13 protein-coding genes are annotated in these 25412 nt (G+C 57.4%); 8 read left to right on the forward strand and 5 right to left on the reverse strand.

Features of this window, described 5'->3' with window-relative positions; genetic code table 11:
- Window positions 1–19: 19 nt before the first annotated feature.
- Entirely contained in the window at window positions 20–2062 is a 2043-nt protein-coding gene (locus RISK_RS12665; protein ID WP_047814665.1) for a DUF4340 domain-containing protein, read from the forward strand.
- Between the two features lie 535 nt (window positions 2063–2597).
- Here RISK_RS12665 and RISK_RS12670 read toward each other — a convergent pair.
- On the reverse strand, window positions 2598–3692 hold the full coding sequence (locus tag RISK_RS12670) for a sialidase family protein (protein WP_047814666.1): 1095 nt from the start codon (window positions 3690–3692) through the stop codon (window positions 2598–2600).
- Between the two features lie 172 nt (window positions 3693–3864).
- Here RISK_RS12670 and RISK_RS12675 point away from each other — a divergent pair, with 172 nt between their 5' ends.
- Together RISK_RS12675 and RISK_RS12680 are read left to right on the forward strand one after the other, a co-directional pair.
- Complete coding sequence (locus RISK_RS12675; RefSeq protein ID WP_150122578.1) at window positions 3865–4302, forward strand: hypothetical protein; 438 nt, start codon at window positions 3865–3867, stop codon at window positions 4300–4302.
- Window positions 4303–4563: 261 nt separating this feature from the next.
- A complete protein-coding gene (locus RISK_RS12680; protein WP_047814668.1) occupies window positions 4564–5604 on the forward strand; it encodes a hypothetical protein in 1041 nt (346 codons plus the stop codon).
- 8 nt (window positions 5605–5612) lie between these two features.
- Here the strand turns inward: RISK_RS12680 and RISK_RS12685 are convergent, their stop codons facing one another.
- Complete coding sequence (locus RISK_RS12685; RefSeq protein ID WP_047814669.1) at window positions 5613–8831, reverse strand: FG-GAP-like repeat-containing protein; 3219 nt, start codon at window positions 8829–8831, stop codon at window positions 5613–5615.
- Between the two features lie 298 nt (window positions 8832–9129).
- Complete coding sequence (locus RISK_RS12690) at window positions 9130–12261, reverse strand: error-prone DNA polymerase (protein ID WP_390173931.1); 3132 nt, start codon at window positions 12259–12261, stop codon at window positions 9130–9132.
- Window positions 12262–12371: 110 nt separating this feature from the next.
- On the opposite strand from RISK_RS12690, the gene RISK_RS12695 reads away from it, so the two are divergent.
- On the forward strand, window positions 12372–13496 hold the full coding sequence (locus tag RISK_RS12695; protein ID WP_047814671.1) for a tRNA dihydrouridine synthase: 1125 nt from the start codon (window positions 12372–12374) through the stop codon (window positions 13494–13496).
- A gap of 385 nt (window positions 13497–13881) precedes the next feature.
- Here the strand turns inward: RISK_RS12695 and RISK_RS12700 are convergent, their stop codons facing one another.
- On the reverse strand, window positions 13882–14619 hold the full coding sequence (locus RISK_RS12700) for an AraC family transcriptional regulator (protein WP_047814672.1): 738 nt from the start codon (window positions 14617–14619) through the stop codon (window positions 13882–13884).
- A 106-nt stretch (window positions 14620–14725) separates the two neighbouring features.
- On the opposite strand from RISK_RS12700, the gene RISK_RS12705 reads away from it, so the two are divergent.
- The 4 genes from RISK_RS12705 (at window position 14726) to cydB (ending at window position 22444) form a co-directional block, all read left to right on the forward strand.
- A complete protein-coding gene (locus RISK_RS12705; RefSeq protein WP_047814673.1) occupies window positions 14726–17950 on the forward strand; it encodes a DUF1553 domain-containing protein in 3225 nt (1074 codons plus the stop codon).
- Between the two features lie 321 nt (window positions 17951–18271).
- Window positions 18272–19705: a DUF1501 domain-containing protein gene (locus RISK_RS12710; RefSeq protein ID WP_047814674.1), complete on the forward strand. Its 1434-nt coding sequence runs from the start codon at window positions 18272–18274 to the stop codon at window positions 19703–19705.
- A 238-nt stretch (window positions 19706–19943) separates the two neighbouring features.
- Window positions 19944–21419 (forward strand): cytochrome ubiquinol oxidase subunit I, encoded by a 1476-nt coding sequence (locus tag RISK_RS12715; RefSeq protein WP_047814675.1) that lies wholly within the window; start codon window positions 19944–19946, stop codon window positions 21417–21419.
- On the forward strand, window positions 21416–22444 hold the full coding sequence (gene cydB, locus RISK_RS12720; RefSeq protein WP_047814676.1) for a cytochrome d ubiquinol oxidase subunit II: 1029 nt from the start codon (window positions 21416–21418) through the stop codon (window positions 22442–22444). The genes RISK_RS12715 and cydB overlap by 4 nt, the downstream gene beginning before the upstream one ends.
- Before the next feature lie 24 nt (window positions 22445–22468).
- Here the strand turns inward: cydB and RISK_RS12725 are convergent, their stop codons facing one another.
- Window positions 22469–25123 carry a flagellin hook IN motif-containing protein gene (locus RISK_RS12725; protein WP_236696254.1) on the reverse strand — a complete coding sequence of 885 codons (2655 nt, stop codon included), beginning with the start codon at window positions 25121–25123 and terminating at the stop codon, window positions 22469–22471.
- Between the last annotated feature and the right edge of the window lie 289 nt (window positions 25124–25412).

The raw sequence follows: 25412 nt of genomic DNA on the forward strand, positions 1-25412 counted from the left end.
TTTCATAGAGACTGCAATCGTGAACGAAGGAAAGAAGACCGGAGCGTTTTGGGCTGCCGCGGCTGTCATGCTCGCCGTGGGATTGTTTGTGGCCTGGCCCACATCCACTCAAACGGAATCGCCTTACTCACCTGGGAAACCGCTCTTTGAAAAGTTCAAGGATCCGTTGACCGCCTCGAACTTGAAGATTGTCACGTTCGATGAGGAGCAGGGGCAATTGGGAACCTTCGAGGTTCGCCGCGATGCTGAATCAGGCGTTTGGACGATTCCCTCCCGCAAAGGCTATCCGGCCGATGCCGTGGAGCAGATGCGAGATGCTGCCAATGCTTTGGTGGGGTTGAATATCCTCGATGTTCAAACCGAGAACCAAGGCGACCATGCGGCGCTCGGCGTGGTCGAACCCAAGTTGGAAGACTTGCAAGTCGGCGACACCGGTGTGGGACGGTTGGTGACATTCAAAGACGAATCTCAGCAGACGCTTGCCTCGTTGATCATCGGGAACCCGGTCAAGAACGAAGAAGGCAAGATCTACGTTCGCAAGCCGGGGCAAGATCCGGTGTACGTCGTCAAAATGGACGACTCGGTTTTGTCGACCAAATTCCAAGACTGGATCGAAGACGACTTGCTGCAGATGAGCAGCATCGACATCAAAGAAGCGGTCGTCAAAGTTTATTCGGCTTCGATTTCCGGCCGAAGTGTGGCCTTGGAACGCAATTACACCGCGAAATTCGCGATGGACGGTGCCGAGTGGGCATTGAAAGAGTTGCTGGAATACAACTCCGACAACCCGCTGGCGGAACCCAAGTTGGTGGAGCAACCAGCGGACAAGGAGCTCAACACCACCAAGCTGAACGAAATGAAAAATGCACTCGACGATCTGAAGATCGTCGATGTCGTTCGCAAACCAGAAGGCATGAGTGCGAATCTTCGCGCTGACAAGGATTTGATTTCGGACAACGAAGCCGTTCAGTCGCTGTACACCCGCGGGTTCTTTCCTGTGGGATCCGGTGCTGAAGGTGAGTTTGAAGTCTTGTCCGCAAACGGTGAGTTGAACGTCACGGTGGATGAAGGGGTCGAATACGTGCTCCGATTCGGCGACGTCCAAGGTTTGTCTGATGACACCGAAGGCGAAGAAGAAGGAGACGCAGGCGGTGTGAATCGTTACTTGCTGGTCACCGCTCGAGTCAACGAAGACCAATTCCCCGCTCCTGACTTGCAGCCCGTTCCTCAGACGATCGAAGAGCTTGCCGCCATGTTGGGCGTCGGGGAAGAAGAAGCCGAGGAAGCCGCTGAAGAGCCTGCTGCCGCCGAAGTCGAAATGAAAGAAGAACCAGCCGAGGCTCCTGCGGAAGAAGCAGCCGAGGAGGCTGCCGTTGGGGAAGATCAGCCCGAAGCGGCCGAAGAAGAGATGAAAGAAGTCGAAACCGAATCAGCGGAAACGGAAGAGACGTCCGCTGAACCGACCGAGGAAGCGGAACCCGCCGCCGATGAGGCCGACGCGACGGAAGAAGTGGAGGTTTCGGGTGAGGGCGAAGCATCCGGCGAAGGCCAAGGTGCAATCGCACAAGACGAAGATGATTCCACCGACGAGCCTTCCGCTGAATCCGACTCGCAAACCGAACAAGCAGCCTCCGCGGAAGAAGCGACTGAGGAAGCGGGTGCCGACGAAGAAATGGCTCTCCAGCCCGCTGGTGACGATGCTGCCGAGGCACCGGTTGTTGAAGCACCGGAAGAAGAGCAAAGCGACGAGTTGACGTTTGCTGAGCTGACCGACGAAGAGAAGCAAGAACGCTTGGAAGCGGAGCAAGAGAAGATCTTGAAAGCCAACACTCGTTTGTTGGATGAACGAAAAGATCGTCTGAACGCTGCCAAACGTCGTGTCGCCGACTTGAACGCTCGTTTCGCGGATTGGTACTACATCATTCCAGAAGCGACCTATCGTCAGTTGCGAATCAACCGCGACGAATTGTTCGTCGAGCCAGGGGCGAACGAGGCGGCTCCTGCTGGACCTCCCGGGGGCTTGCCACCGGGAATGCAATTGCCAGCCGGATTTGGCAACTGAGCGAGGGTTCGCGGCATGAACTGCAGCACGGCGGTCCCCGCCGTGATTCGAGGCTGTGTCGTTTTACTTCCCCCTCCCTTTTTTGAGGGCGTGCCGTTTTTGAATGCTGTGTCAGCAGCGTCTTGAGAACCCCGCCCGACGAAGAAGGTCGTGCAGTTTTATTTCACCCTCCTTTTGGGAGGGTCGGCCCGCTTCGGGCCGGGGAGGGTGACGCGCTGGATCCAATGCTGAGCCCTCCCCTCACTCGACCCTCCCAGGAGGAGGGTGATGATAGACTTCTGGCAATACAAGACTCAAAAACTGCACGACCTCCAAAGTTGGGAGGTGTCGGAACGCGAGCGTTCAGCGAGCTTTCCGGGGAGGGTAAGTGCGAGCCGCTTCCCATGCCCGGCCCCCTCCCTCGCGTGTACCTGAACGGCGTCGCTCGACCTCCCCCAAAACGTTGTTTCGGGGGAGAGGTTCTTAAATGCAGAAGCCCGCCAAAACGCGGCACCAGAAAACTGCACGGGCTCATTCTCGGTGGGGGACCATCGAGCTACAGGATCTCGGTTGGATCGAAGATCACGTGTTTGATCTTCTTGCGTTTCCAGGTGTAGGTGATGTGCAGTTTGCCGTCTTCGGCTTGGATGATCGCGGGGTAGCTGAATTCGCCTTTGGATTCATTTTCCAAGACTGCTACCTCGCGATAGTTCTCCCCATCGGTGCTGACGGAAAGCGTGAGCTGACTGCGTCCGCCCCAGCCGTTTTCTTTGGATGGCAGTGGGTTGCTGATCAGCCAGTGCCGGCCGTCTTTTGCCGTGACCACATCGATGCCTGAGTTTGGGTTGGGCATGCCCGTTGACACAGGCTTGGTCCAAGTCCGTCCGTTGTCGTCCGAGTCCGCTTGAACGATCACGCTTTGCATCGTTCGGCAGAGAGCCCGCAAGTTGCCGTTGGGCAACCGCAGGATCGTCGGCTGAATCGCGGCGAATTCCTTGCCGTCGTGAATGGCTTCTTCACGGTCCCAGTGCGATTGCGAAACGGCCTCTGGGTTGACGTTGCCATTCAGCGTCAAGCGTTCGAAGTGGACTCGCCATCCGTCGTGTTCGGTGGAGCTGCCACACAGCAGCGTTTTGCCGTCATCGACCAATTCAGGTTTGCATCGGATGGGACCGAGCACGCCTTCCGGAAGTCGCGTGCGATCACGGAAGGTCTTGCCACCGTCATCGCTGAACAGAACTTCCCCCCACCAATCCTTTGGGCTGGGGCCAACCTTGATGAACAACCAAGTGACACCGGATGGGGCTTGGAAAAGAACCGGGTTCCAACATGGCTGACGTGAACCATCCGTCTGAACACCGTCGGCTACTTTTCGCGGGGCGGACCAAGACATGCCATCGTGATCGCTGACCCAGATCGAAACGTCCTTGGCCCCTTCTCGTTCCCCACCGAACCAAGCCGCCACCAATCCATCGGGCGTTTGGCAGATGGTCGACGCATGGCACGATGGAAACGGTGCTTCGTCGTAGATGAATTGTTGTCGCACAACGCCTGGGGGCAGGTCTTGGTTGGGCGTGGTGTCTTGGGCAGAGGCGGTCATCGTCACGCACGTTGCGAGAGCAAATGGCTGAAACCAGCGTAAGAATTTCATGGGGCGATCCGGTGGGAGAGTTGAGGTGGGAATTCGAATCGCAATTTTATAGCTGAACCAGCTTTGTCAGGTTGGCTCTTGGGCGTTGTCTTGGCACTGGAGGAGGGGGCTGTGGTAGTTTGTGAGGACCTTTGAAGACACCTGTTCAGTAATTCAGCCCTGGAACTGTCTGATGGTTCTGAATCCTTACGCCCCAACAACTGACTCGCCTGAACGCTGTGTTCCGGTTGCAACGCCGCCACGGTCCAGGTGGTTGCAAGGGTGGTCGATTTGGCATTTGACGCTGATTGCTGTGTCCGTCGCTGGAGCGGAATATGACATCGAATCGATCTTGGTCTCCGGCGGCGTTTTTGCATTGTCCGGAATTGCTTTGGCGGTGATTGCCTTTCGTCGCGGCAATCTGGTGGCCATCTTCTTCGGACTTTCATCGCTCGCGTTTGCGATTTCGGTGGTGGTGTTGATCAACGTGATGGCTTGGAATCCCGCGGACGCTGATCGCCCAGTGTGCCTGCTGATATGGGGGTATGCGTTGGGCTCGGTCGCATTGGCTTGGGCGGGCATCCGACAGGAAAACAATCAAGCCAAGGTGGTTCTTGCGAACAACGAATGACTCGAGTCGATGCCGTTTTGGGTGGCCGGTTGGCATCCCGATTGCTCGGCCCTCGGCGATGAAGTTGTGTCTCGGATGACTTGGCCCCCTGACGTTCTGTGACCTTGGTTGCAAATGAGTGAAAGGGGGCTTCATAAGGCAACCAATGTCGGTTGCAATGTTGTCTGACAATCGACGGACGTTTGGGGTGGCTGCTCGGTTGCAGTCATCTGCTTTCGTCGTCGGCAAGATTTTCCCACCTCCATTGAATGAGCTTCTGGAATGCTTTCTCACCTCCGATTCGCCCGTCCCTGTTTCGTTGCCGATTTGCCCGGTCGGGTGGTCGCAACGCTGATCTGTGTTGGGCTGATGTCCGTCTCAGCGATGGCGGAAACGAATGTCCAAACGGTGCTGCGTGGATTGGTCAATCCATCCAGCGTGAGCTTCAGTGCCGAAGGCGAGTTGACGGTTTGTGATGCTCGCGGATTGGTCGTGGTTTTGAAGGACGACCAACCTGTGAACTACGTCACTGGATTCGACACCGAACACTGGAAGTCCAACGACGAGGGCAAGAAGTGGTATGCCGTTGGACCACTGTCCGCAATCTGGTCTGGTTCGACGTTGGTCGTGACCGATGCCGGTAAAGTCGATGGCGAAGAAACATTGTTGTTCTTCGATGGAAAAGGCAAAGCCGACGATGGTGTGAAGACCAACTCGGTGCCAGCCACCACGGACGATGCGGCCGACAAAGGCGAAGGCAACTTGACCGGCATGAGTTTGAGCCCAGACGGTTCGACCGTTTACGTTTGCGGGCAAGGCTTCGACGGAAAATCGTGGGTGCTGGCGGGCGACATTGCATCGAAGCAATTGAAGCCGTTGTTGTCGGCCGACGACAATGGCATCGAAACCAATTCGCCAATGCAGACGGTGGTTGGGGATGACAACACGTTGTACGTGCTGTATTCCGGTGCTGGTGGAAAGGCGGATGGTTTGATTGTCCGTTGGGATTTGGCCACCAAGAAACCAAGCGGCCAATGGACGTTGCCCGGCGTCATCAACCCGATGGGAATGGCTCTCGTCGAAGGCGACAAGTTCGCCGTGGTCGAGAACAATTGGTCGCTCGATCAAACCAACGAAGGTCGAGTCTTAATGGCAACGTTGGGAGAACCCGGCGAAGCGGCAATCGAAGAGACGGGTGTTTCGCTCAACGGCCCCGTCGCATGTGGGTTCGGGCCAGACAACCGTTTGTACGTGTCGCAATTGGGCGAAGAGTTTGACAAACCCGTCGGTTCGGTCGTCGCGATCAGCGGTTTGAAGGACTGAGGGCTGAGTCACTCCGGCCAAGCGTCTTGAGCCTCGACGACGAGGTAACGCCGATCGACCGTTAGTTGTTCGAGCGTTTGACGTTCGCCGTTTGGCCAGGTGATCTGCACGTCCACGGGATCACTGATCCCGGCCAGTCCCAAGTGCACGACGGGTTCGTTGCGACAAGCGAACCCGTTACCCGTGTTGAGGCTCGCGACCGCTGGCTTGTCGGCACCGATGATTTCGACGCGAGTTCCGATCGCTGATCGTTCACTGCTTGTCGCCACCAATGAGAGCTGAACCCAGTGATGGTCGTTTTCGGTTTGGTTCTCAAGCAAAGCCAGTGGATCATGCAGGTCTGACAGCAACGCATCCAGGCGGCCGTCGCGGTTGTGATCGCAGCGGGTCAAGCTACGCCCGATGTGAGGCGTGTCCCAGTATCCGCCCAGCGTCGACTTCATGTCAGCTTGTTCAAAGTGGTCGCCCAAGTTGACCAGGACCTGGGTTTCCATTTGAAGGGGCAACTGTTGATGCGTCAGGTCTTCGATGTGGCCGTTGCCGATGACCAGATCGACCCAACCATTGTTGTCGTAATCGATGCCTTGTATTCCAAAGCCAACCTGGTGGTCGCTGAATCGATCCAGCCCAAACGCGATCGCCACATCACGGTACATTCCCGGACGAACTTGTTGATACAGGTTCAGCCATTCGTCGTACCAGTTCGCGACGACCATGTCTTGCGTTCCGTTGCGGTCGAAGTCCGCGGCGCCGACGCCCATGCAAGCGGTTGTTTTGCCTTGGGAACTGGTCGCCAGTCCGATTGTTTCAGCGTATTGCAACAACTTCACCTTCGACCCAGTCCGACTGATCTTCCAGAACTGGTTGGGGCGAGAATCGTTGGCAACAAAGCACTCCAGTCCCGGTTGCCCGTCCAGTTCGCCAGCGATCAGGCCGAGGCCAGGAAAGGCGTCATCGCCCAATTTGGGAAGCAGGTTCTTCGGTGTATGGGCATGGGTACCAGAAGCCTTGGGTGGGACTGGGGTGTTCGGTGAGTTCTGCTCGGGAGCCTCGCGATTCAGATCAACGATGGCGTCTCGCCGGAGGATCACCTGCCGAGCCAGACCTAGGGAATCGCTGAGCCAAAGTTGATCGTTTGCTGCATGGAAATGGTTGGGACCGGGCAGGTTGGTGGGAAGACCGAGTGAATTGACTTCGACCGGTTCAAAAACACGTGGGTCGTCGGCGTAGTTGATTTCGATCAAATCGGGCGAACCGTTGCCGTCCATGTCCGCCATCGCCAGCGACGCGGTGAATTTTTCGGAGCTCCATCCAACCCGATCCGTCGCGTCGACGAACGTTCCGTCACCTTGGTTGAGGAACAATCGGTTCTGGCCCACGTTCGCGATGGCCAGATCCTCCCATCCATCTTGGTTCCAATCGCCCGCCGTCAATCCAACGCCGTATCCACGGTCATCCGCTGCTGCCGACGACGTCACGTCGGCGTAGACCGGTGATCCGTTGTCGCGGGCCGTTCCACGAAACAAGTGATTCGGGCGAGTCCCAGAGGACAGGGGCGGGTCGCCAGAGGCCTGGTTGATGTAAAAGTCAATTTGCCCATCGCGGTCGTAGTCCAAGGCAGCGGTGCCTGGCCCCAGTGATTCGTGCAACCGCATGAGTTTCAGAACACGTTCGGGGCGATTGTAAAAGACCGCGTTGAGTCCAACCGACGCGGCCACATCGACCAAACGCGGCGGCGTGAATGGGGGATCAGTGAACGGCGTCGTTTGCGGCTTGGTGGTGGAAGAGATGGCTTTCGGTGTCGATCGCAACCAAGCCAAATCGGGTTTGGAATAGCGGTCGACAGAGATGCCAGCCAGCTGACGTTTGAGGCGATCTTCCTTGGCCAGCGATTTCCACTCGGCACAGTCCTGTTTGACTTCGTCAGCACTCCCCCACTGTCCGGGATGCCGTTTGGCAATGGCCTTTCGCCATTCGCAGGCTTGATCCATTTCGCCCAGACGAAGCAAGTCCTCCACCAGAAACTTGCCCGCCCGCAGGTCATCGGGTTGTCCGGCACCGACCGCCACATAGGCTTCGCGAGGTCCAGCCAGCAGGTACCGGCGTTCGTCGACCGCTTCCGCGGCGTTGACTCGGCCGGCTTGCAACAATGCCGCAGCCAACAGTTCGTGAGCACGATCCGATGTGGGGTCCAGACGCATCGCTTCCACGAAAGCACCGATGGCGTCGTCGGTGGATTGCTCAAACAAAGCTTGGGCACCCACCGCCATCCAAAACGACGGGAAGTCGCGGAGATTGCCTGGCAGTGAAGAATTGGAATTCGCGTCACCGATCGTCGCTCGCATTTGTGGGAACGATTGCAAATCGGCGTAGGCATAGGCGAGCAAGGCATGGGCCTGCATGCTCGGTTGTTGCTTGATCACCGACTGCAGCGTTTCGATCGCTTCTCGTGTGCGTCGTTCGATCAACGACGTCCAGGCTGAGTTGAGGTCTGAGCTGGCCGGTGCATCCGGTGAGTCGACGGCCACGCCTTGCGTTCGCAGTCGTTCGCGTTCGACCTCCGCGGCGAATTCCTCACGCGTCTTGGGAGGTCGAGTGATGTAGAGAAGTTGCCTCAATTGGTCTTCGGTGGCTGCAGACTGCTTCACCAGGATTCGCAGTTGTTCACCTGCTTCGATTCGACGACCGACGTGTTGCAAATCAGCCGCCAATTGAGAGCGGATCTGGTTGGCAAATGGATCGTTGGCCACGCTGGGTTTGGCCAACAACGCCTGCCAGACTTGGATCGCTTCTTGATTTCGCCCGACCTGACGCAAAAACTCGCCCCGTTGGCCCAAGGCCGCGATTCCAAATTTCGCGTCGTTGTCTGGGACATTGGCAAGCATCTCGATCGCGGAGTCCAGGTTGCCTGTTTCTGCCTGCACGCGTGCCATCAAAAACAAACCCGCCGGGTGATCGGGTTTGGCAACCAACAGATCTTTCAAGAATCGATTGGCGTCGGACCAATTCCTCAGCGTCACCGCCTTTTCCGCTGACACAAGCAATTCGCGTGCGTCGGGGGCCTGGGCATTGGAGGCTTCAACCGAGGTTTCCATTTTCGGCACAATGCGCGCCGGTTCCTTTTCGCGGCAGCCACACGTTCCACCGAGCAGCAAACCGGACAGGAGAATGCCGGTGTGCAAACGGCGGGCGGCAATTGCCTCTTGAAAGAATGGTTTGGATTGCAAGGTGAGTCCGCTTAGAAGTTGTTACAAGGTTCGGGCGTCCATCATAGTGAAATCAGCAGGGCAACGACTGGATGAGGCGGGCTGAAAATTGCTACGTGTTGGAGAAGGCGACGTCGACCAAGCGACGCTTAAGCAGGTCGGCAGGTGTCATCGGGTATGTGAGCCGCTTGGCGTTAGCCACGGTTCCCACGCACAACCGGGGCTAACGCCCAAACGGCTCACTGATTTAGACCCAATCATTTCTGCGTACCTGCTTAGAAGGCAAATGCGTTCTCGATCGTTCGAGACGCACGATGGCTCAGTGAAAGTCGCGTCGGGGGACCCGCAGCCCGGTGGCCTTTTCGCTGAGGTCTTCTACTCGGCCGACGATGACGTGAATGATGCCCTTTTTGTTTTCCAGTTTGCCATCGACGATCCAGGCATCGCTGGCTCGCGCGATCTTGAAGAATCGCTTCCAAACCTGAGCGAACAAGACCAAGTTCATCGATCCGGTCTCGTCTTCCAGCGTCACAAACGTGATGCCCTTGGCGGTGCCCGGTCGTTGACGCATCAAGACGAGGCCGGCGACGCGAACGTGCACGCCGTCTCGGAGTTTGGGTAAGTCCGAGGCACGCTTGCAACGCAGCGCATCCAGGTCATCCCGCCAAAATGAGACCGGGTGGGCTTTCAGGCTCAAACCCGTTGTCGCGTAGTCGTTCTTGACCTCCTCGGCCGGTGACATGGGGATCAATTCTTCTGGGACGCTGCAATCCGGATCCAGATCGGCCAGCAGCGGCATCGAGTCGCCCGAGTCATCTTGAGCGAGCGATTGCCAAACCGCGGCCCGGCGGTCTTGCGCGATCGAGGCGAGCGCATCGGCATCCGCCAGTGTCGCGATGTTTGATCGGGATAAATTGGCTCGCGTGGTCAAGTCGTGCAGGTTCTCAAACGGTCCACCCGCATCCCGGGCACCCAAGATCTTGTCCGCGACAGCTGAGGGAAGCCCACGAATCATTTGCAGGCCCAGCCGGATTTTGGGCTGAGATCGGTTGAGATCAGGAATCAGCTTTGTGCGAAGGTCGCTGTCGTTGACGTCCACGGGCAGGACTTGCACACCGTGTTGCTGGGCATCGCGAATGAGCTGAGCCGGGGCGTAAAAACCCATCGGTTGGCTGTCCAGCAACGCCGCACAAAACGCAGCCGGGTAGTGTCGCTTCAAGTAGCACGAGGCGTAAACCAACAGTGCAAACGATGCGGCGTGTGATTCAGGGAACCCGTATTCGCCAAAGCCGCGGATTTGGCGGAACACGTTCTCCGCGAATTCACCATTGAGCCCATTCGCGTTCATTCCTTCGAGCAGCTTGGTGCGGAAACGGTCGATCACACCGGGGCGTCGCCATGCCGCCATGGCTCGCCGCAATTGATCGGCTTCCCCGGGAGTGAAACCAGCGGCAACAACGGCCAACTTCATCGCTTGTTCTTGAAAGATCGGAACGCCAAGCGTTTTCTCGAGCACCTTGCGAATCGCATCGTTGGGATACTTCGCCTCCGCCGGATTTTCGCGAGCCGCCAAGAACGGATGGACCATGTTGCCTTGGATCGGGCCCGGCCGAACGATCGCGACTTCGATCACCAGGTCGTAGTAGCAACGCGGTTTGAGTCGCGGAAGCATGCTCATCTGAGCCCGGCTTTCGATTTGGAACACACCCATCGTGTCGGCGGCACAAATCATGTCGTAAGTCGGTTTGTCATCCGGTGGGATCGTCGACAGTGACAGCTCACGGTCGTGATGATCCTTGACCAGTTCAAAGCAACGCCGGATGGCGGAGAGCATCCCGAGCGCCAAAATGTCGACTTTCAAAATGCCAATGTCATCCAAATCATCTTTGTTCCACTGGATCACGCTGCGACCTGGCATCGCTGCGTTTTCGGTCACGCACAGCTCGCATAAACTGCCCGCCGTCATCACCATCCCGCCGACATGTTGGGACAGGTGTCGCGGGAATCCAATCAGAGTTTCCGTGAGATACAGAAATCGCCGACCCAGCGGTGTGTCAGGGTCCAATCCCGCGTCGCGACAGCGTTCGGGCAGTTCCGGGTTGCGTCCATAGCTGCCCGCCAACTTGGCAACCGCATCGATGATGTCGGGAGAAATGGACAGAGCCTTTCCGACTTCACGAATCGCACTTTTGGCGCGGTAACACGTGACGACGGCGGTCATCCCGGCTCGATCGCGACCGTATTTTTCGTACAGGTACTGCAACACCTCTTCGCGACGTTGGTGTTCGAAGTCCACGTCGATGTCAGGGGCCTCTCCACGTTCACGGCTGATGAAACGCTCAAACAAGAGATCCGTGTGCGTCGGATCGACCGCGGTGATCCCGAGGCAGTAACACACGACCGAATTCGCGGCTGACCCGCGGCCTTGGCAGAGGATTTCTTGGGAGCGTGCAAACCGGACCAGGTCCCAGACGGTCAAGAAGTAGGCTTCGTAGTTCAGTTCCTCGATCAGGGTGACTTCATGCCGAAGCGTCTCAATGATTTTCTCCGGCACACCGCCTGGCCATCGACCGCGGGCGCCTTCCCAGGTCAGGCGTTTGAGATGCTCGATCGGCGTCATCCCCTGCGGTGCGAGTTCCACCGGGTATTCGTATTTCAATTGGTCGAGTGTGAACGTGCATCGCCCAGCAACCTCCACGGTCCGCGTTACCGCGTCAGGGACGTCGCGGTAGAGTTCGGCGATCTCGTCGAGCGAACGCAGGTGGTGCTGGCTGTTGACGAGTCGTTCGGATTGAATTTGTTCGACCGATTTGCCTTTCGAAATGGCGACCACGCAGTCATGCAGCGCCATGCGTTCGGCGGTGTGGTAACGCACGTCACCGCAGGCCAGCAGCGGCACGTCGGTGGCCAGCGAAAGGTCTCGCAGCCAGGTGGCTTTGGCCGCGTCGTCGACTCCCCGGTGAAACGACACCAGCAGGTGACCACGGTCATCGAATACATCGCGAAACGGACCACGAAGGAATTGCCGGGAATCGTTGACGTGCGCGTGATGGTCTTCGATCGATCTTGATTCGTCGGTGCCGATGACGCCGGCAAGGATTCCCTGCGAGTGTTCCGCGATGTCGGCAAACGACAATTCGCAGCGGCCTTTTTCGCATCGCATGCGGCCCTTGGAAAGCATCCGGCACATCCGTCCGTACGCATTTCGGTCGCTTGGCCACAGCACCATTGGCGGCGCGTCGGTCGGGTGGACTTGCGTGCCGACGATGTACTGCAGCCCCAGTTCTTGGGCCGGAGAAAAGCCGCGGACGACGCCGGCGATCGATTCTCGGTCGGTGATCGCCAGCCCTTCGTAGCCCAGTTCGGCGGCACGTTGGACCAATTCGTCCGGGTGAGACGCCCCGTCCAGAAAACTGAAGTTGCTCCGGCAGTGAAGTTCGACGTAACGCATAGCGGGGCAATTGTCGCGGATGCGGCATGATTTGCCCACTGGCAAGAGTCGCGGACGAAGCCGACCGATTTCCCATCGTCGATTTTGGTTTTGGGGGCTAAACTGCTCGCATGAATTCTCCAGCCTCTGAATCGACCGTTTGCAGCGAAACGCCTGCCGAAGCCAACTCGACCGTTCCGTATGATTGGAATGAGCTGTCGCTGGGGAATGTGCGAATTGGCTTCCCCGTCGTCCAGGCGGCGCTGTCTGGGTACAGCGATTTGCCGATGCGCGTGATCGCCAGGCGGCACAGCGCCAGCTACACGATTTGCGAAGTGATGCTGGATCAGTTCCTGCTGTCGCTGACCAAACGCGAAAAGACGCGGCACTTCCTGGACATTGCGGATGAGGAACATCCGGTCGGCGGGCAATTGATGGGGGCCGAACCCGAGCAGTTTTCCGCGGGAGCGTTGAAGTTGGTCGAGGCCGGTTTTGACGTCATCGATGTGAACTTCGGATGCCCTGTCAAAAAGGTGCTGGGCCGTTGCCGTGGTGGATTCCATCTGTCGCAGCCCGCCGTCGCGATCGAGATTCTGCGTCGGACTCGGGACGTGGTGCCGGATCACATTCCTGTGACGGTCAAAATGCGACGTGGCATGGATGACACGTCGGAATCACGCGAGCAGTTTTTTGAGATTCTAGACGGAGCGATCGACGCTGGGTTGGCTGGCGTGACCGTGCATGGCCGAACGGTGGTTCAACGTTACGTTGGTCCCAGTCGCTGGGCGTTTCTGAAGGAAGTCAAGCAGCACGTGGGGGACCGCTTGAAGGTGCTCGGCAGTGGCGACCTGTTTGCTGCCAAAGATGGCTTGGAAATGATGCGTCAAACGGGGATCGACGGTGTCACGATCGCTCGTGGAGCCATTGGCAACCCGTGGATCTTTCAACAATCGCGAGCCTTGGCCGCTGGTGAGCCGTTGCCCGCGCCGCCCACCATCGCGGAACAAGCTGCTGTGATGCGAGAGCATTTCGCGTTGTGCGAGGAGACTTACACGCTCCAGCGAGCACCGTTGTTGATGCGGAAATTCTGCATCAAGTATTCGCAGAGTCATCCGAATTATCGGGACGTCCGGATGGCGTTCATCCGTTTGCGATCACGGGAAGAATTCGAAGCCGCGCTGGAACAGCACTATTCCACCGATGGCCCCGGCCAATATGTCCCTCGAGAACTGCACGGTTCGCAAGAGGAGTGCTGAATCGTCGCCAATCCGTAAGTACCACGTGAACCACAAGTGACGTAGCGGAAGGGCGCGAGCCCTCCGGTTCCTCACCGGGCGGCTTGCGCCGCACCGCTAAGCAGGTCGGCAGGAATGATCGGGCATCATCATGTGAGCCGTTTGGGCGTTAGCCCCGGTTGTACGTGGGAGCAACGACGCTTACCGAAACAGTCCAAATGCCGAAAGACTCCTGCCGACCTGCTTAACTTCCACGAATGAGCCAGCCATCCCAAACGAGGTGAACTTCCGCATCATTGCTTAACGCGTTGGAAGACCGTTGGTTTGAACCTGGAAAATGGTTCGGCAGAGAACGCTGCCTGACGGAACAATGGGGGACAATGGTTCGACTCTGGGGAAGCGGCGTTCAGCCCTGTTTGCGTTTGCGATACTGCGTCGGCGACATGTTCATGATGCGTTGAAAGCTACGGCTGAAATGCGCGTGGTCATAGAAGCCGCAACTCTGTGCGATCGCAGTCACACGCTCATCCGATTCTCGCAACTCACGCGCCGCGTTCTCAATTCGAACGCGAATCAAATACTGGCGTGGCGAGGCACCAAACGCCAATCGAAACCGCCGCTCAAAGTGACTTGCTGACAACCCCGCCATCTCGGCCAAGTGCCCGGTCGGAATGTCTTCACGGTAGTGAGCGTGGATGTACTGCATCACCTTTGCCAACGAGTCCGCGCTGCCTGATTGCATCCGCTCGACTTGTCGCGAAAAACCGGCCACACCGATCACGCGCCCACGACGATCCTTCAGTGGAATCTTGCTGGTCGTGACCAACCGGGGCGAACCAGCTTCTTCGGGCGCACTTTCGATTCGGTTGACGATCGCTTCCTTTGACTCCATCACCTGCAAATCATCTTCCCGGTACTCGTCCGCCCGCGTCTTGGGAAAGAAGTCGTGATCGGTCTTCCCGATCGCCTCCGACTCGGACAGCACCCCGCAGTATTCACAGCCACGACGATTCAGAGCCATGAACCTGCCCTCGCGATCTTTGACGAAGAACGACACGTCGGGCATCCAATCGAACAGCTTCAGAATCTCCTGACCGGGAGCCAATCGATCGAAAAACCCTTGTCTATGGAGTGTCTTTTTCATGCTGTTTTTTTACACAAGAATAATCGCTCAATGCAAGACAACCAAGTGTTTTGCAGCCAAACTGGTCTCCGAATCAAGCATCCTCCCCCACAGCTGCTCACCCACCATGTTCGTTTCTTTTCGCAACCTGATCCCTTTGCTTTTCGTTTGGCCTGCGGTGACCTGCGTCATCGTCCACGCGAACGACGACATTGATTTCAATCGCGACATCCGGCCGATTCTTTCGGACCGGTGTTACTTCTGCCACGGTCCCGATGAAGCCACCCGGGAAGCGGACCTGCGATTGGATGTTCGCGAAGATGCCGCGTACGTCTTGGAATCAGACGAGTTGCTGGACCGCATTCAAAGCGACGATCCCGATCTGCTGATGCCACCACCGCACGCGAATCTGGAGCTGACCGACGAGCAGAAAGAGATGCTCAAGCGTTGGATCGACGAAGGAGCTCCTTACGCAGCGCATTGGTCGTTTGAAAAACTGCCTCTGACGGTCGAAACGCCCTCGGTCAAACAGGCCGACTGGCCCCAACAAACCATCGATCCATTTGTTCTGGCCAAAATCGAAGCGGCCGGGCAACAGCCCAACCCTGAAGCGGATCCGTTGCGCTGGTTGCGACGAGTCACGTTGGACTTGACCGGGTTGCCACCATCAGCGGAAACCATTCAGAGCTTTGAACAAGCCGTCCAGAAAGATCGCGAACGAGCGTATGAAGCGGCGGTCGATGAGCTGCTGAAGTCCTCCGCGTTCGGCGAACACATGTCGATCGCCTGGCTCGACGTCGCTCGCTACGCCGATTCTTACGGCTACCAAAGCGACAAACTCAACACGCAGTGGCCCTACCGAGACTGGGTCGTTCGTGCTCTGAACCAGAATCTTCCTTACGACGATTTCTTGACCTGGCAAATCGCCGGTGACTTGCTGGAAGACCCCACGCCAGACCAACGGCTGGCCACCGCTTTCAATCGCATTCACCGTCTCAACAACGAAGGCGGTGCGGTCTTTGAAGAGTGGCGAATCGAAAACGCTGCTGATCGCGTCCACACCTTCAGCACTGCCGTGATGGGACTGACATTGGAGTGCGCCCGATGCCACGATCACAAGTACGACCCGATCACCGCTCGTGACTTCTATTCGCTCTCGGCGTTCTTCAACTCGATCGACGAAAGCGGCGTCTACGATCGAACCGAAAAAGTGCCCTGCCCGTCAATGCTGCTTCCAACCGAAGAAGAATCCGCGGCACTCGAACAAGCTCGCACACAACTGGCCGCTTCAGAACAACACTACCAAGCGGTTCTTGCAGATGCGAAGGAACGTTTCAAGACCAGCGAAGCGACTTCCATCACCGCCGACGACATCCCCGACCTCCGCCTCGCCTTGGCGCTGGACCAAGGATTCGACAACGCCGTCAAACCCGTTTATCACCCGTCCGAGTCCGACCGGTCTTGGGCGAGGATGTGTGATTTGGTCCCCGTCGAGAATTGCGAGATCGCTCGGCTGAATCCAACGCTGGCCGATGACGAAAAAGCTCGCTCAGCAGCCAAGGACGATTCCAAAGCACCATCAACCGATCAAGCCAACGGTCCAATCGAACGAATGGCATTGCAGCTCGATGGCGAACGCGGCGTGACTGCTCACGAGATTGAACCGCTGGATCGCTGGACGTCTTTCACCGTCGTTGTCACGCTCAACGATCCCGAACGATCACCGGAACGCAGCCTGATCGTCCACCACACTCGCGGCACCGACTGCGGCTACAACGGGTACGACCTGACGATCCAAGACGGCCACCTCGAATCTCGTTTGGCTCGGGTTTGGCCTGGCAACGCGATCAGCGTCAAAACGGTGGAATCGATCCCAGCCAAACAATGGCATCAAGTCGCGGCAACCTACGACGGGTCCTCCCAGGCGTCGGGGCTGAAACTTTTCCTCAACGGTCGGGAACTGGAAACGGTGACGCTGCGTGACGAAGTCAAAAAGTCATGCAATGTCGTCGTCGACCATGGCGGAGACTTCGTGATCGGCCAACGTTTCCGAGCTCGTGGCTTCGCCGGCGGCTTGATCGATGACGTCCGACTGTACGAACGCAACCTGACGCCACTTGAACTGCAAGTCCTCGCAACCGGCGAGGCTCAACCTGCCGACGAAGTGACGTTCGCGTCCGCCATCGATCAAGTCACTCGCGATGCGGTTGCTCAACTTCGCCAGGCTCGACATCAATATGTGATGGCCGAAGAAGTCATCCAAGAAGTCCCCATCATGCGTGAAATGGAGCAACCTCGCGAAACGCACCTGTTGCTCCGCGGGGAATACGATGCCAAGACCGACGAAACCACACGCGTGGAACGAACGGTCCTGAAAGCCATCCCGATTCCGTTCCCTGAGGACGCTCCGAAAGACCGCTTGGGCCTGGCTCAATGGATCACGCACCCAGAACACCCACTGACCGCTCGTGTAGCCGTCAACCGACTGTGGGGCAACTTCTTCGCCGATCCATTGGTCCGCACGCCCGAGAACTTTGGTTTGCAAGGCGACCTGCCAACGCATCCCGAATTGCTGGACTGGTTGGCTCGCGATTTCGTCGATCACGACTGGGACATCCAACGCATGTGCCGGAACATCGTGCTGTCAGCGACTTATCGGCAAGACTCCCGCTGCACCCAGGAAAAATTTGAGAGCGACCCGACGAACCAATTGCTCGCCCGGGGCCCGTCCTACCGACTCGCAGCCGAACAAATTCGCGATCTCGCACTGGCCGCCTCTGGGTTGCTGAACCCCGAGATGGGCGGCCCACCAGTGTCGCCGTATCAACCGGGCCAAGACCTGTGGCGAGAATCCAACGGGATGTCGCCTGCGTATCAACAATCAGTCGGCAAGTCGCTCTACCGACGTTCGCTGTATTCCGTTTGGAAACGCACCTCGCCGCTTCCCAACATGATGGTCTTCGATGCCTCGACGCGGGAAGTCTGCACCGTCAAACGCTCGCGAACCAACACGCCGTTGCAAGCACTCGTGCTGCTCAACGACGAACAGTTCATCGAAGCGACCCGGGTGTTGGCGACCCACTTGGTGAGCGACCAAGCCCCTGAACAGAGAATTGAAAATGCGTTCCTGAAGCTGGCCGGACGACGTCCCGATGCAACCGAACGGGAAGAACTTGTCACGCTTTATCAACGCGAACTGGACTTCTTTGAGGAAGACGTCGAGTCCGCCCAAAGCTACCTGTCCATCGGTGAGCGAGAACTGCCCCGCGAAGTTTCCCTTCCCGAACTCGCCGCAATGACCTCGTTGTGCCAAGTCATTCTGAACTTGGACGCCACGATTTGGAAACGCTAGCAGGCAGACGAGCCCGCGTTGGTACATCGCCGCCATTTTTAACGCATGCAGATTGGGAACTCTTGCCGGTCAGAGTTGTCGATGTCGGCCAAGAGTGGCCAACCTACATCAGAATCACAACCCGACGCATGAGTGAGGGACCACATCGAATCCCTCGCTTGCGCATTCGGGTTGTCAAAGATGCTTCGCCGCGTCGGCCCAAGTCTCGAACGAGTTCATCCGCAAACATTCCTGCCTGTTTCGAACCGTCCATCCGAAGTCTGCTTCCCACCCTTCCAAGTCCTCCCCCAACTCGCCTTCTTCCTTGCGAGGGAAACCATCATGACTCCTGACTTTTCACTGCAATCCAAACGCCGTGTCTTCCTTAAACAAGCCACCTCCACCGTCGGTGCCGCCGCACTCGCGCACTTGCTCGGGCGCGACATGGCATCGGCTGCGACACCCACGCCAGACCTCGGCGGGATGCACTTTGCTCCCAAAGCAAAACGCATCATCTACTTGTTCCAATCGGGCGGACCGGCCCAGCAAGACTTGTTTGATCACAAGCCGATGCTGGAACAAATGCACGGACGCGAATTGCCACCTGAGGTCCGCGGTGAACAACGTTTGACCGGCATGTCGGTGAACCAAAGCTCGCTGCCGGTGGCGGCCTCCAAGTTCAAGTTTGCTCAACACGGGCAATCTGGTGCCTGGCTGAGCGAACTGCTGCCCTATCACCGCGACATCGTCGACGACGTGTGCTTCATCAAATCGATGCACACCGAAGCGATCAACCACGACCCCGCGATCACGTTTTTTCAAACCGGGTCGCAGATCGCGGGCCGGCCATCGCTCGGTTCCTGGATCTCCTACGGGCTGGGCAGCGAAAACGATGACCTTCCCGCCTTTGTGGTGCTGGTCACCAAAGGCCAAGGCGGCCAACCGCTGTACTCGCGTTTGTGGGGCAACGGATTCCTCGACTCCAAGTACCAAGGTGTCCAGTTCCGTGGCGGTGAAGATCCGGTGTTGTATTTGTCCAACCCCGACGGCATCTCGCGTGATCATCGACGTCACCAACTCGATTCGATCAACCGTTTGAACTCGCATCAATTCCAACGTGAGTTTGATCCGGAGATCCAGTCACGCATCGCTCAGTACGAGATGGCGTTCAAGATGCAAACCAGTGTGCCTGACGCAACGGATTTTTCCGACGAACCGGAGTCCACGTTTGAACTGTACGGTGAAGACGCCAAGCAACCGGGGACCTTCGCCGCCAACTGTTTGTTGGCGAGGCGTTTGGCCCAACGCGACGTGCGGTTCATTCAGCTCTACCACCAAGGATGGGACCAACACTCCAATTTGCCCAAGGGAATCACCGGCCAAGCCAAGGAAACCGACCAAGCATCCGCGGCGCTCGTCAAAGACCTCAAGCGTCTGGGGATGTTGGATGACACCTTGGTCATCTGGGGCGGTGAGTTTGGACGCACGTCGTACTCACAAGGCACCCTGACGCCGGGCAACTACGGGCGAGATCACCATCCGCGTTGCTTCACGACCTGGATGGCAGGCGGCGGAACCCGGCCCGGCATGAGCTACGGAACGACGGACGAATTCAGCTACAACGTGGCTGAAAACGGGGTCCACGTGCACGATTTCAATGCCACGATCCTGAATCTGATGGGCATCGATCACGAGCGACTGACCTACAAGTACCAAGGCCGCCGGTTCCGCCTGACCGATGTGCACGGGCATGTTGTCCGCGACATTCTGGCTTGATCTTCAGGTGATCACGTTGTGCCCGATGCTTGCCTGCACATGACATTCAGGTGCATATCGATCGGGACAAATTCGCGACAGTCCACCGCGTGTGACGCTTCGCCACAGGTTTCACCACCCTCCGTGCCGCAATAATTTAGACTGACGTTTGCGTGCTGGCCTTCGTGACACCTCTCGTTTTGTCAGTCGTCATTCGCTGTGATGGATCCGCTACGGCATCAACCCCAAGATCATTCCCATGATGGACGTTGAGATACTCAGTCGGTTGCAGTTCGCGGGAACGATCATGTTCCACTACCTGTTCCCGCCATTGTCGATCGGGTTGGGTCTGCAGTTGTTCTTGTGCGAACTCGCATCCTATCGGACTCGCGATCCTGCTTGGGAAGCCGCGGCCCGGTTTTGGACTCGGGTTTTCGCAGTCAATTTCGCGATGGGCGTGTCCACCGGCATCGTGATGGAATTTGAGTTCGGCACCAACTGGGCCGCCTACTCACGCTTCGTTGGTGACGTGTTTGGATCGGCGCTCGCCGCGGAAGGCATCTTCGCCTTCTTCTTAGAAAGTGGGTTCTTGGCCGTGCTGGTGTTTGGCTGGGACCGGGTTGGTCCGACCATGCACTTGTTCAGCACGTTGATGGTGTCTCTTGGGTCGATATTCAGTGCGGTTTGGATCGTGGTCGCCAACAGTTGGCAACAAACACCAGCGGGATACCACATCGTGTGGCACGACGTGCAAGGTGAATCCATGCCGCGAGCGGAGGTCACCGATTTCTGGGCCATGGTTTTCAATCCCTCCTCGGTGGACCGACTGACTCACACCTTGATCGGTGCGTTTGTCTTGGGAGCCTTCTTTGCCGCGTCCGTTTGCGCCTACTACTTGCTCAAAGGGCGACATGAAGAGTTCGCTCGTCGCTGCTTGTCGATCGCTCTGCCCACCTCGTTGTTGTTCACGATCCTTGCGGCTGCGACCGGACATGACTCGGCTCAAAAGCTGGTCGAAACACAACCTGCCAAACTCGCTGCGATGGAGGCTCACTTCGAAACAACTGACCAACCCACCGGGCTCTACCTTTTCGGTTGGCCCGATGCAGAAGACGAGACCGTTCACTTCGGTGTCCAAATCCCCTACCTGTTGAGCCTGATGGTTCACAACGATCCCATGGAACCCGTTCTGGCAATGGATCAGATCCCGGCTGATGAACGCCCGCCGGTGTGGCTGCCCTTCCAAACCTTTCACCTGATGGTCGGCTTGGGAACGATGATGATCGGGGTGGCGGGACTGGCCTGTTGGTTCTGGTTTCGTGATTCCTTGTCGCAGCGACGTTGGTTGCTGTGGACCATTGTGTTCATGCCCGTTGCCGCGATGACCGCCAATCAAGCGGGATGGGTCACCGCCGAAGTGGGGCGGCAACCGTGGATCGTTTACCCCTCCGTTCAAGACGGTGTGGAGATGATGGGTTTGAAGACCGCCGATGGACTCAGTGAATCCGTGACCGCCGAACAAGTCCTCAGTTCGATCATTCTATTTGGCATCATCTACTCGATGCTTTTCGCGGTCTGGGTGTTTGTGCTGAATCATAAAATCCAACATGGCCCCGAGAGTGTCGAGGCTCTGCTGGAACACAAACGAACCACGCGAGCGGATTCCATGTCCGAGCAATTTGAACGCAGCGGCAAATCGCACGGCGGTGACTTTCTCGAGGAGGACTCGCAATGAGCTACGAAACCGTGACGTTTGTCTGGTTCGTGTTGCTGGGCGTGCTGTTGTGCGGCTACGCGATCCTGGATGGCTTTGATCTCGGGGTCGGAATCCTTCATCCGTTCCTCGCGAAAACCGATCAAGAACGCCGACTGGTGATGAACTCCATCGGGCCGCTCTGGGACGGCAATGAAGTCTGGCTGGTCACCTTTGGTGGAGCCTTGTTTGCTGCGTTCCCCGTCGCTTACGCCACCGTGTTCAGCAGTTTCTACCTGGCTTTCTATCTGCTCCTGACCTGCTTGATCGGACGCGCCGTCAGTCTTGAGTTCCGTTCCAAAGTCCATTCACCCACCTGGCGACGACTGTGGGACTTTGGCTTCTTTCTGTCCTCCACTTCCGCGGCGATGCTGCTGGGCGTCGCCGGGGGAAACGTCATGCAGGGAATGGAACTTGGTCCCAAGTATCACTACGAAGGCAGCCTGCTCAGCCAACTGGGGTGGTACCCGTTGATGATCGGGATGTTGACCGTGTCCCTGTTTGCACTGCACGGTGCGATCTACTTGTATCTCAAAACCGAGCATGAACTGCAGAGCCGAGTTCGATCCGCGATCACGCCGCTGTTCTACGTGTTCGCGGGAATGTACTCACTGGCAACCCTCGCGACGTGGTGGCATGTGCCTCACGCCACCGAGAACATCGCCAATTACCCTCTCCTTTGGATCGTCCCGATCCTCAATGCGTTGGCCGTGCTGAACATCCCCAGGGCCATGCACCTGGGCAAACCAGCGTACGCCTTCTTTTCATCGGCGATGGTGATCCTGGCTCTGGCATCGTTGTTCAGCGTCGCGATCTACCCGAACTTCATGCTGTCGACGATCGACCCCGCCTACAGCATCACACTGGACAACGCTCGCAGCAGTGAAGGCACCCTGAACATCATGTTGATCATTGCCGGACTGGGCATGCCCTGTGTGCTCAGCTACACCCTTGTCATCTACTGGATCTTCCGTGGGAAGGTACGTATCGACACCAACAGCTACTGAACGTGCCTGGAACACGACGGTTGCTCAAGCGTTTCGGTCGAACAGCAATCCGTTGAGTGAACGCCCCCGCGAGGTCGAGACACCCAAGAGTGATTGCAGATTGACCAGAGTCTCCTTGGTCACGTTGTAGGCATCCAGTGCGTCTGAATTTTGGCTGTCGTACTTGCCGCCGGAAGCCAATTGAAACAGATCCACCAACGCGGTTTGCGTTGCTTCCAAAGCGGTCCCCGTCAAAGAGGACACCTGAGACCCACGGTAAGACTCCGCCGCCGCTCCATTGGCCGTGATGGTGAAGTTATCAAAACTCCCGCGAAAACCTTCAGCGATTTGGAACCCGATTCGAACGCCATCCTGTTCGAATTCATACCGGCCATTGACCTTGTCCACTTCTTGACCATTGATTGCAAACTGTTCGCTCTTTGCCGAGGAGTGATAGGTGCTTGGGGTTCCTGTGCGACGCTTGGCGGTGACCTCCGAATCAATTTCAAAGGCGTCGATGGCTCCGACAAACTTGTCGACGAACTCGAGGTCGATCGAACTTTCCCCGACGGAAACCTCAAAGGTGCTGGTCGCCGAAGTGTACGTTTCACCGTTGATGGTCGCTTGCCCGTCTTGCCCATTCGCGTTGCCGTTGCCGTCACCACCTGTGACGGAAAACTCGTCCTCCTCCGAGCGCAACGTGATGGGATCGATCGCCCCCAGGAACCCTGTCTCGACGTCAAAGCTCATCACCGCGGAATCAACGGTGATCTCAAATTCATTGCCATCCGCAACGAAGGATTGGCCATTGATCGTGGCCTCGGCGTCCACCCCATAGGCAGTCCCGGTTTCGTCTCCGCCGGTGAGATCGAAATCGCCGTCCGAAGTGGTCACCTCGATGGGGTCGAACGCTCCCGTGAACCCAGACTGCACGTCAAAGGAATACGATCCCAGTGAATCGGTGTAGTCCATCTGATTCCCATCGGCGGTGACCGATTCACCATTGATGGTGAGCTGGGCGTCCGTGCCCGTGGCGTTTCCATTGCCGTCACCGCCATCCGTGCTGAAGGATCCCGATGTCACGTCCACTTCGACCTTGCCTTTGGTTCCTTCGTTTTGGCTTTCCAATGTCAGTGTGCTACCCGACAACGTCGCGACCACTCCTGTGTCACCAGTCTGATCGTTGATGTCATCCCGAAGCGAACTGAGCGATTGAAACGTCGACACATCAATTTCCACGGTTCCCAATTCACCGGTGAGATTGAAGGTGGCTCTGCTGGTGGCGGCCCCCCAAAAACCATCATAAGTCAGCTGCCCTCGGGTGGCCGTTTGGTCCACGGTACCACTGAGAATGTTGGTCGAACGAGGCTCCGAAGAGTTCACTGTGAACCCTTGAATCTGACTCGCGTTGACTCCCTCGACGTCGACATACTGCGTGATGTCGTCCAATGTCACCTGGATGCTTTCCGACGACCCAACGGTCTGCCCACGGAACTGAAGTGTGTCGCCATCGACAGTCGCAACCACTCCTGTCGATTCCGTCTCCGCATTGATTCGATCGCGAACATCCGTCAGAGCTTCCCCTTGAGCGATCGCGATTTGCTCGCTGCCTGAGTTGCCCGACAGAGTGAACACAGCCGTGTCGACGACGTTGCCACCGCTGCCTTGGTATTGCAACTTGGCGGCGTCAGCGGCGGTGGTGATGGTCCCGGACAGATTGACCTCAGCCCCGTCTGCGATGCTCTGCAAATCAAATCGGGGAATCTGTGCCGCGTTGACGCCTTCGATCGTGGGGCGGAATTGGCGAACAACATTGGACAGACGAACTTCCGCGTCGTCGCCACGCAACTGCGACACAAGTCGAAGCTCGTTGCCATTGACTTCCGCCTTGACCCCCGTGAACGCCGACACATTGTTGATCTTCTCGGCAAACGAAATCAATGATTCACCACGAGTGGTTTCCACATTGGCGCTGCCAAGGTCTCCGGTCAAATCAAAGTTGGCCGAACCCGAGACCAACCCACCGGCGCTGCCTTGATAGGTCAGTCTCGCAACCGTCGCCACCGAGTCGACTTGCCCCTGGATGGTTTGCGAGACGCCGTTCGACAACCGGCTCATGTCCACACGATCCACCTGTGACTCGTTGACTCCAAAAAGCTGGTTCTCGCCCTCGTTCCGTCCTGTTCGGATCGGACGCACCGTCGCTTCCAGGCTTTGCGAGGTCCGCGATGTCAAACGCAGTTTTCCATCCACTTCAATCGCTTTGACACCAACGTTCTTCGAGTTGATTTGTTGAGCCATCCCGGAAATCGAACGTCCCGGTTGAAACTGAATCCGTCGTTCCGAGTCGCCGACCTTCAGATCGAGGGTGCCGCCGCCCTGCAAACGCCCCGCGTCGGTGATCAGGATCTCGGCGTTGCCAGCCTGCTGGGTGATACCACCAGAGAAACGAGCCGATGCATTGGGTGGCAGCGAGAGGATTTCCAAGTCTTTGATCTGACTGGAATCGAGACCACGCACGACGGAATTCTCGGATCCGCCCAACGTCAACGATTGCCCCAAGAGTTCGCTGATTTCAGTCAGAGCCGTGTCGATACTGCCCTGAAAACTCGTGAATGAACTCCCAACTCGTGCAGCATCCAAGAGCTTTTCGCTGATCCCGGCAACCAATGAATTGATCCGGTCAGACGTGGTGTCCACGCGACGAAGAAGCGTTTCGGGTTCAGCCTGACTGGACGCACGGGCGCTCAGTTGAAAATTCTCGACAAGGAGAGACTGACTGGCGAAACTCGTTGATGTACTGGAGCTGATTGTCATCGTAGGGGGTACTTGGTTTGGAACAGCTGACTGCCCATGTCACCTAAGAAGGAACCCCCCGGCTCCCGAACTGCCCTCGGATGAGGCAGCACCTGAACTCTAGGTCACGATCGCAGCTGAAGCCTCATAAATATGCGAATTTCACCACCTGCCAAGATCAGATCACGCAATC

This window comes from Rhodopirellula islandica (assembly GCF_001027925.1).
Lineage (GTDB): Bacteria > Planctomycetota > Planctomycetia > Pirellulales > Pirellulaceae > Rhodopirellula > Rhodopirellula islandica.

Bases quoted from the DNA above. Each gene is read 5' to 3' on its own strand.
- RISK_RS12690 (WP_390173931.1), bottom strand. From the start codon at position 12,261: ATGCGTTACGTCGAACTTCACTGCCGGAGCAACTTCAGTTTTCTGGAC.
- RISK_RS12710 (WP_047814674.1), top strand. From the start codon at position 18,272: ATGACTCCTGACTTTTCACTGCAATCCAAACGCCGTGTCTTCCTTAAA.
- RISK_RS12695 (WP_047814671.1), top strand. From the start codon at position 12,372: ATGAATTCTCCAGCCTCTGAATCGACCGTTTGCAGCGAAACGCCTGCC.
- RISK_RS12715 (WP_047814675.1), top strand. From the start codon at position 19,944: ATGATGGACGTTGAGATACTCAGTCGGTTGCAGTTCGCGGGAACGATC.
- RISK_RS12680 (WP_047814668.1), top strand. From the start codon at position 4,564: ATGCTTTCTCACCTCCGATTCGCCCGTCCCTGTTTCGTTGCCGATTTG.
- cydB (WP_047814676.1), top strand. From the start codon at position 21,416: ATGAGCTACGAAACCGTGACGTTTGTCTGGTTCGTGTTGCTGGGCGTG.
- RISK_RS12670 (WP_047814666.1), bottom strand. From the start codon at position 3,692: ATGAAATTCTTACGCTGGTTTCAGCCATTTGCTCTCGCAACGTGCGTG.
- RISK_RS12700 (WP_047814672.1), bottom strand. From the start codon at position 14,619: ATGAAAAAGACACTCCATAGACAAGGGTTTTTCGATCGATTGGCTCCC.
- RISK_RS12675 (WP_150122578.1), top strand. From the start codon at position 3,865: ATGGTTCTGAATCCTTACGCCCCAACAACTGACTCGCCTGAACGCTGT.
- RISK_RS12705 (WP_047814673.1), top strand. From the start codon at position 14,726: ATGTTCGTTTCTTTTCGCAACCTGATCCCTTTGCTTTTCGTTTGGCCT.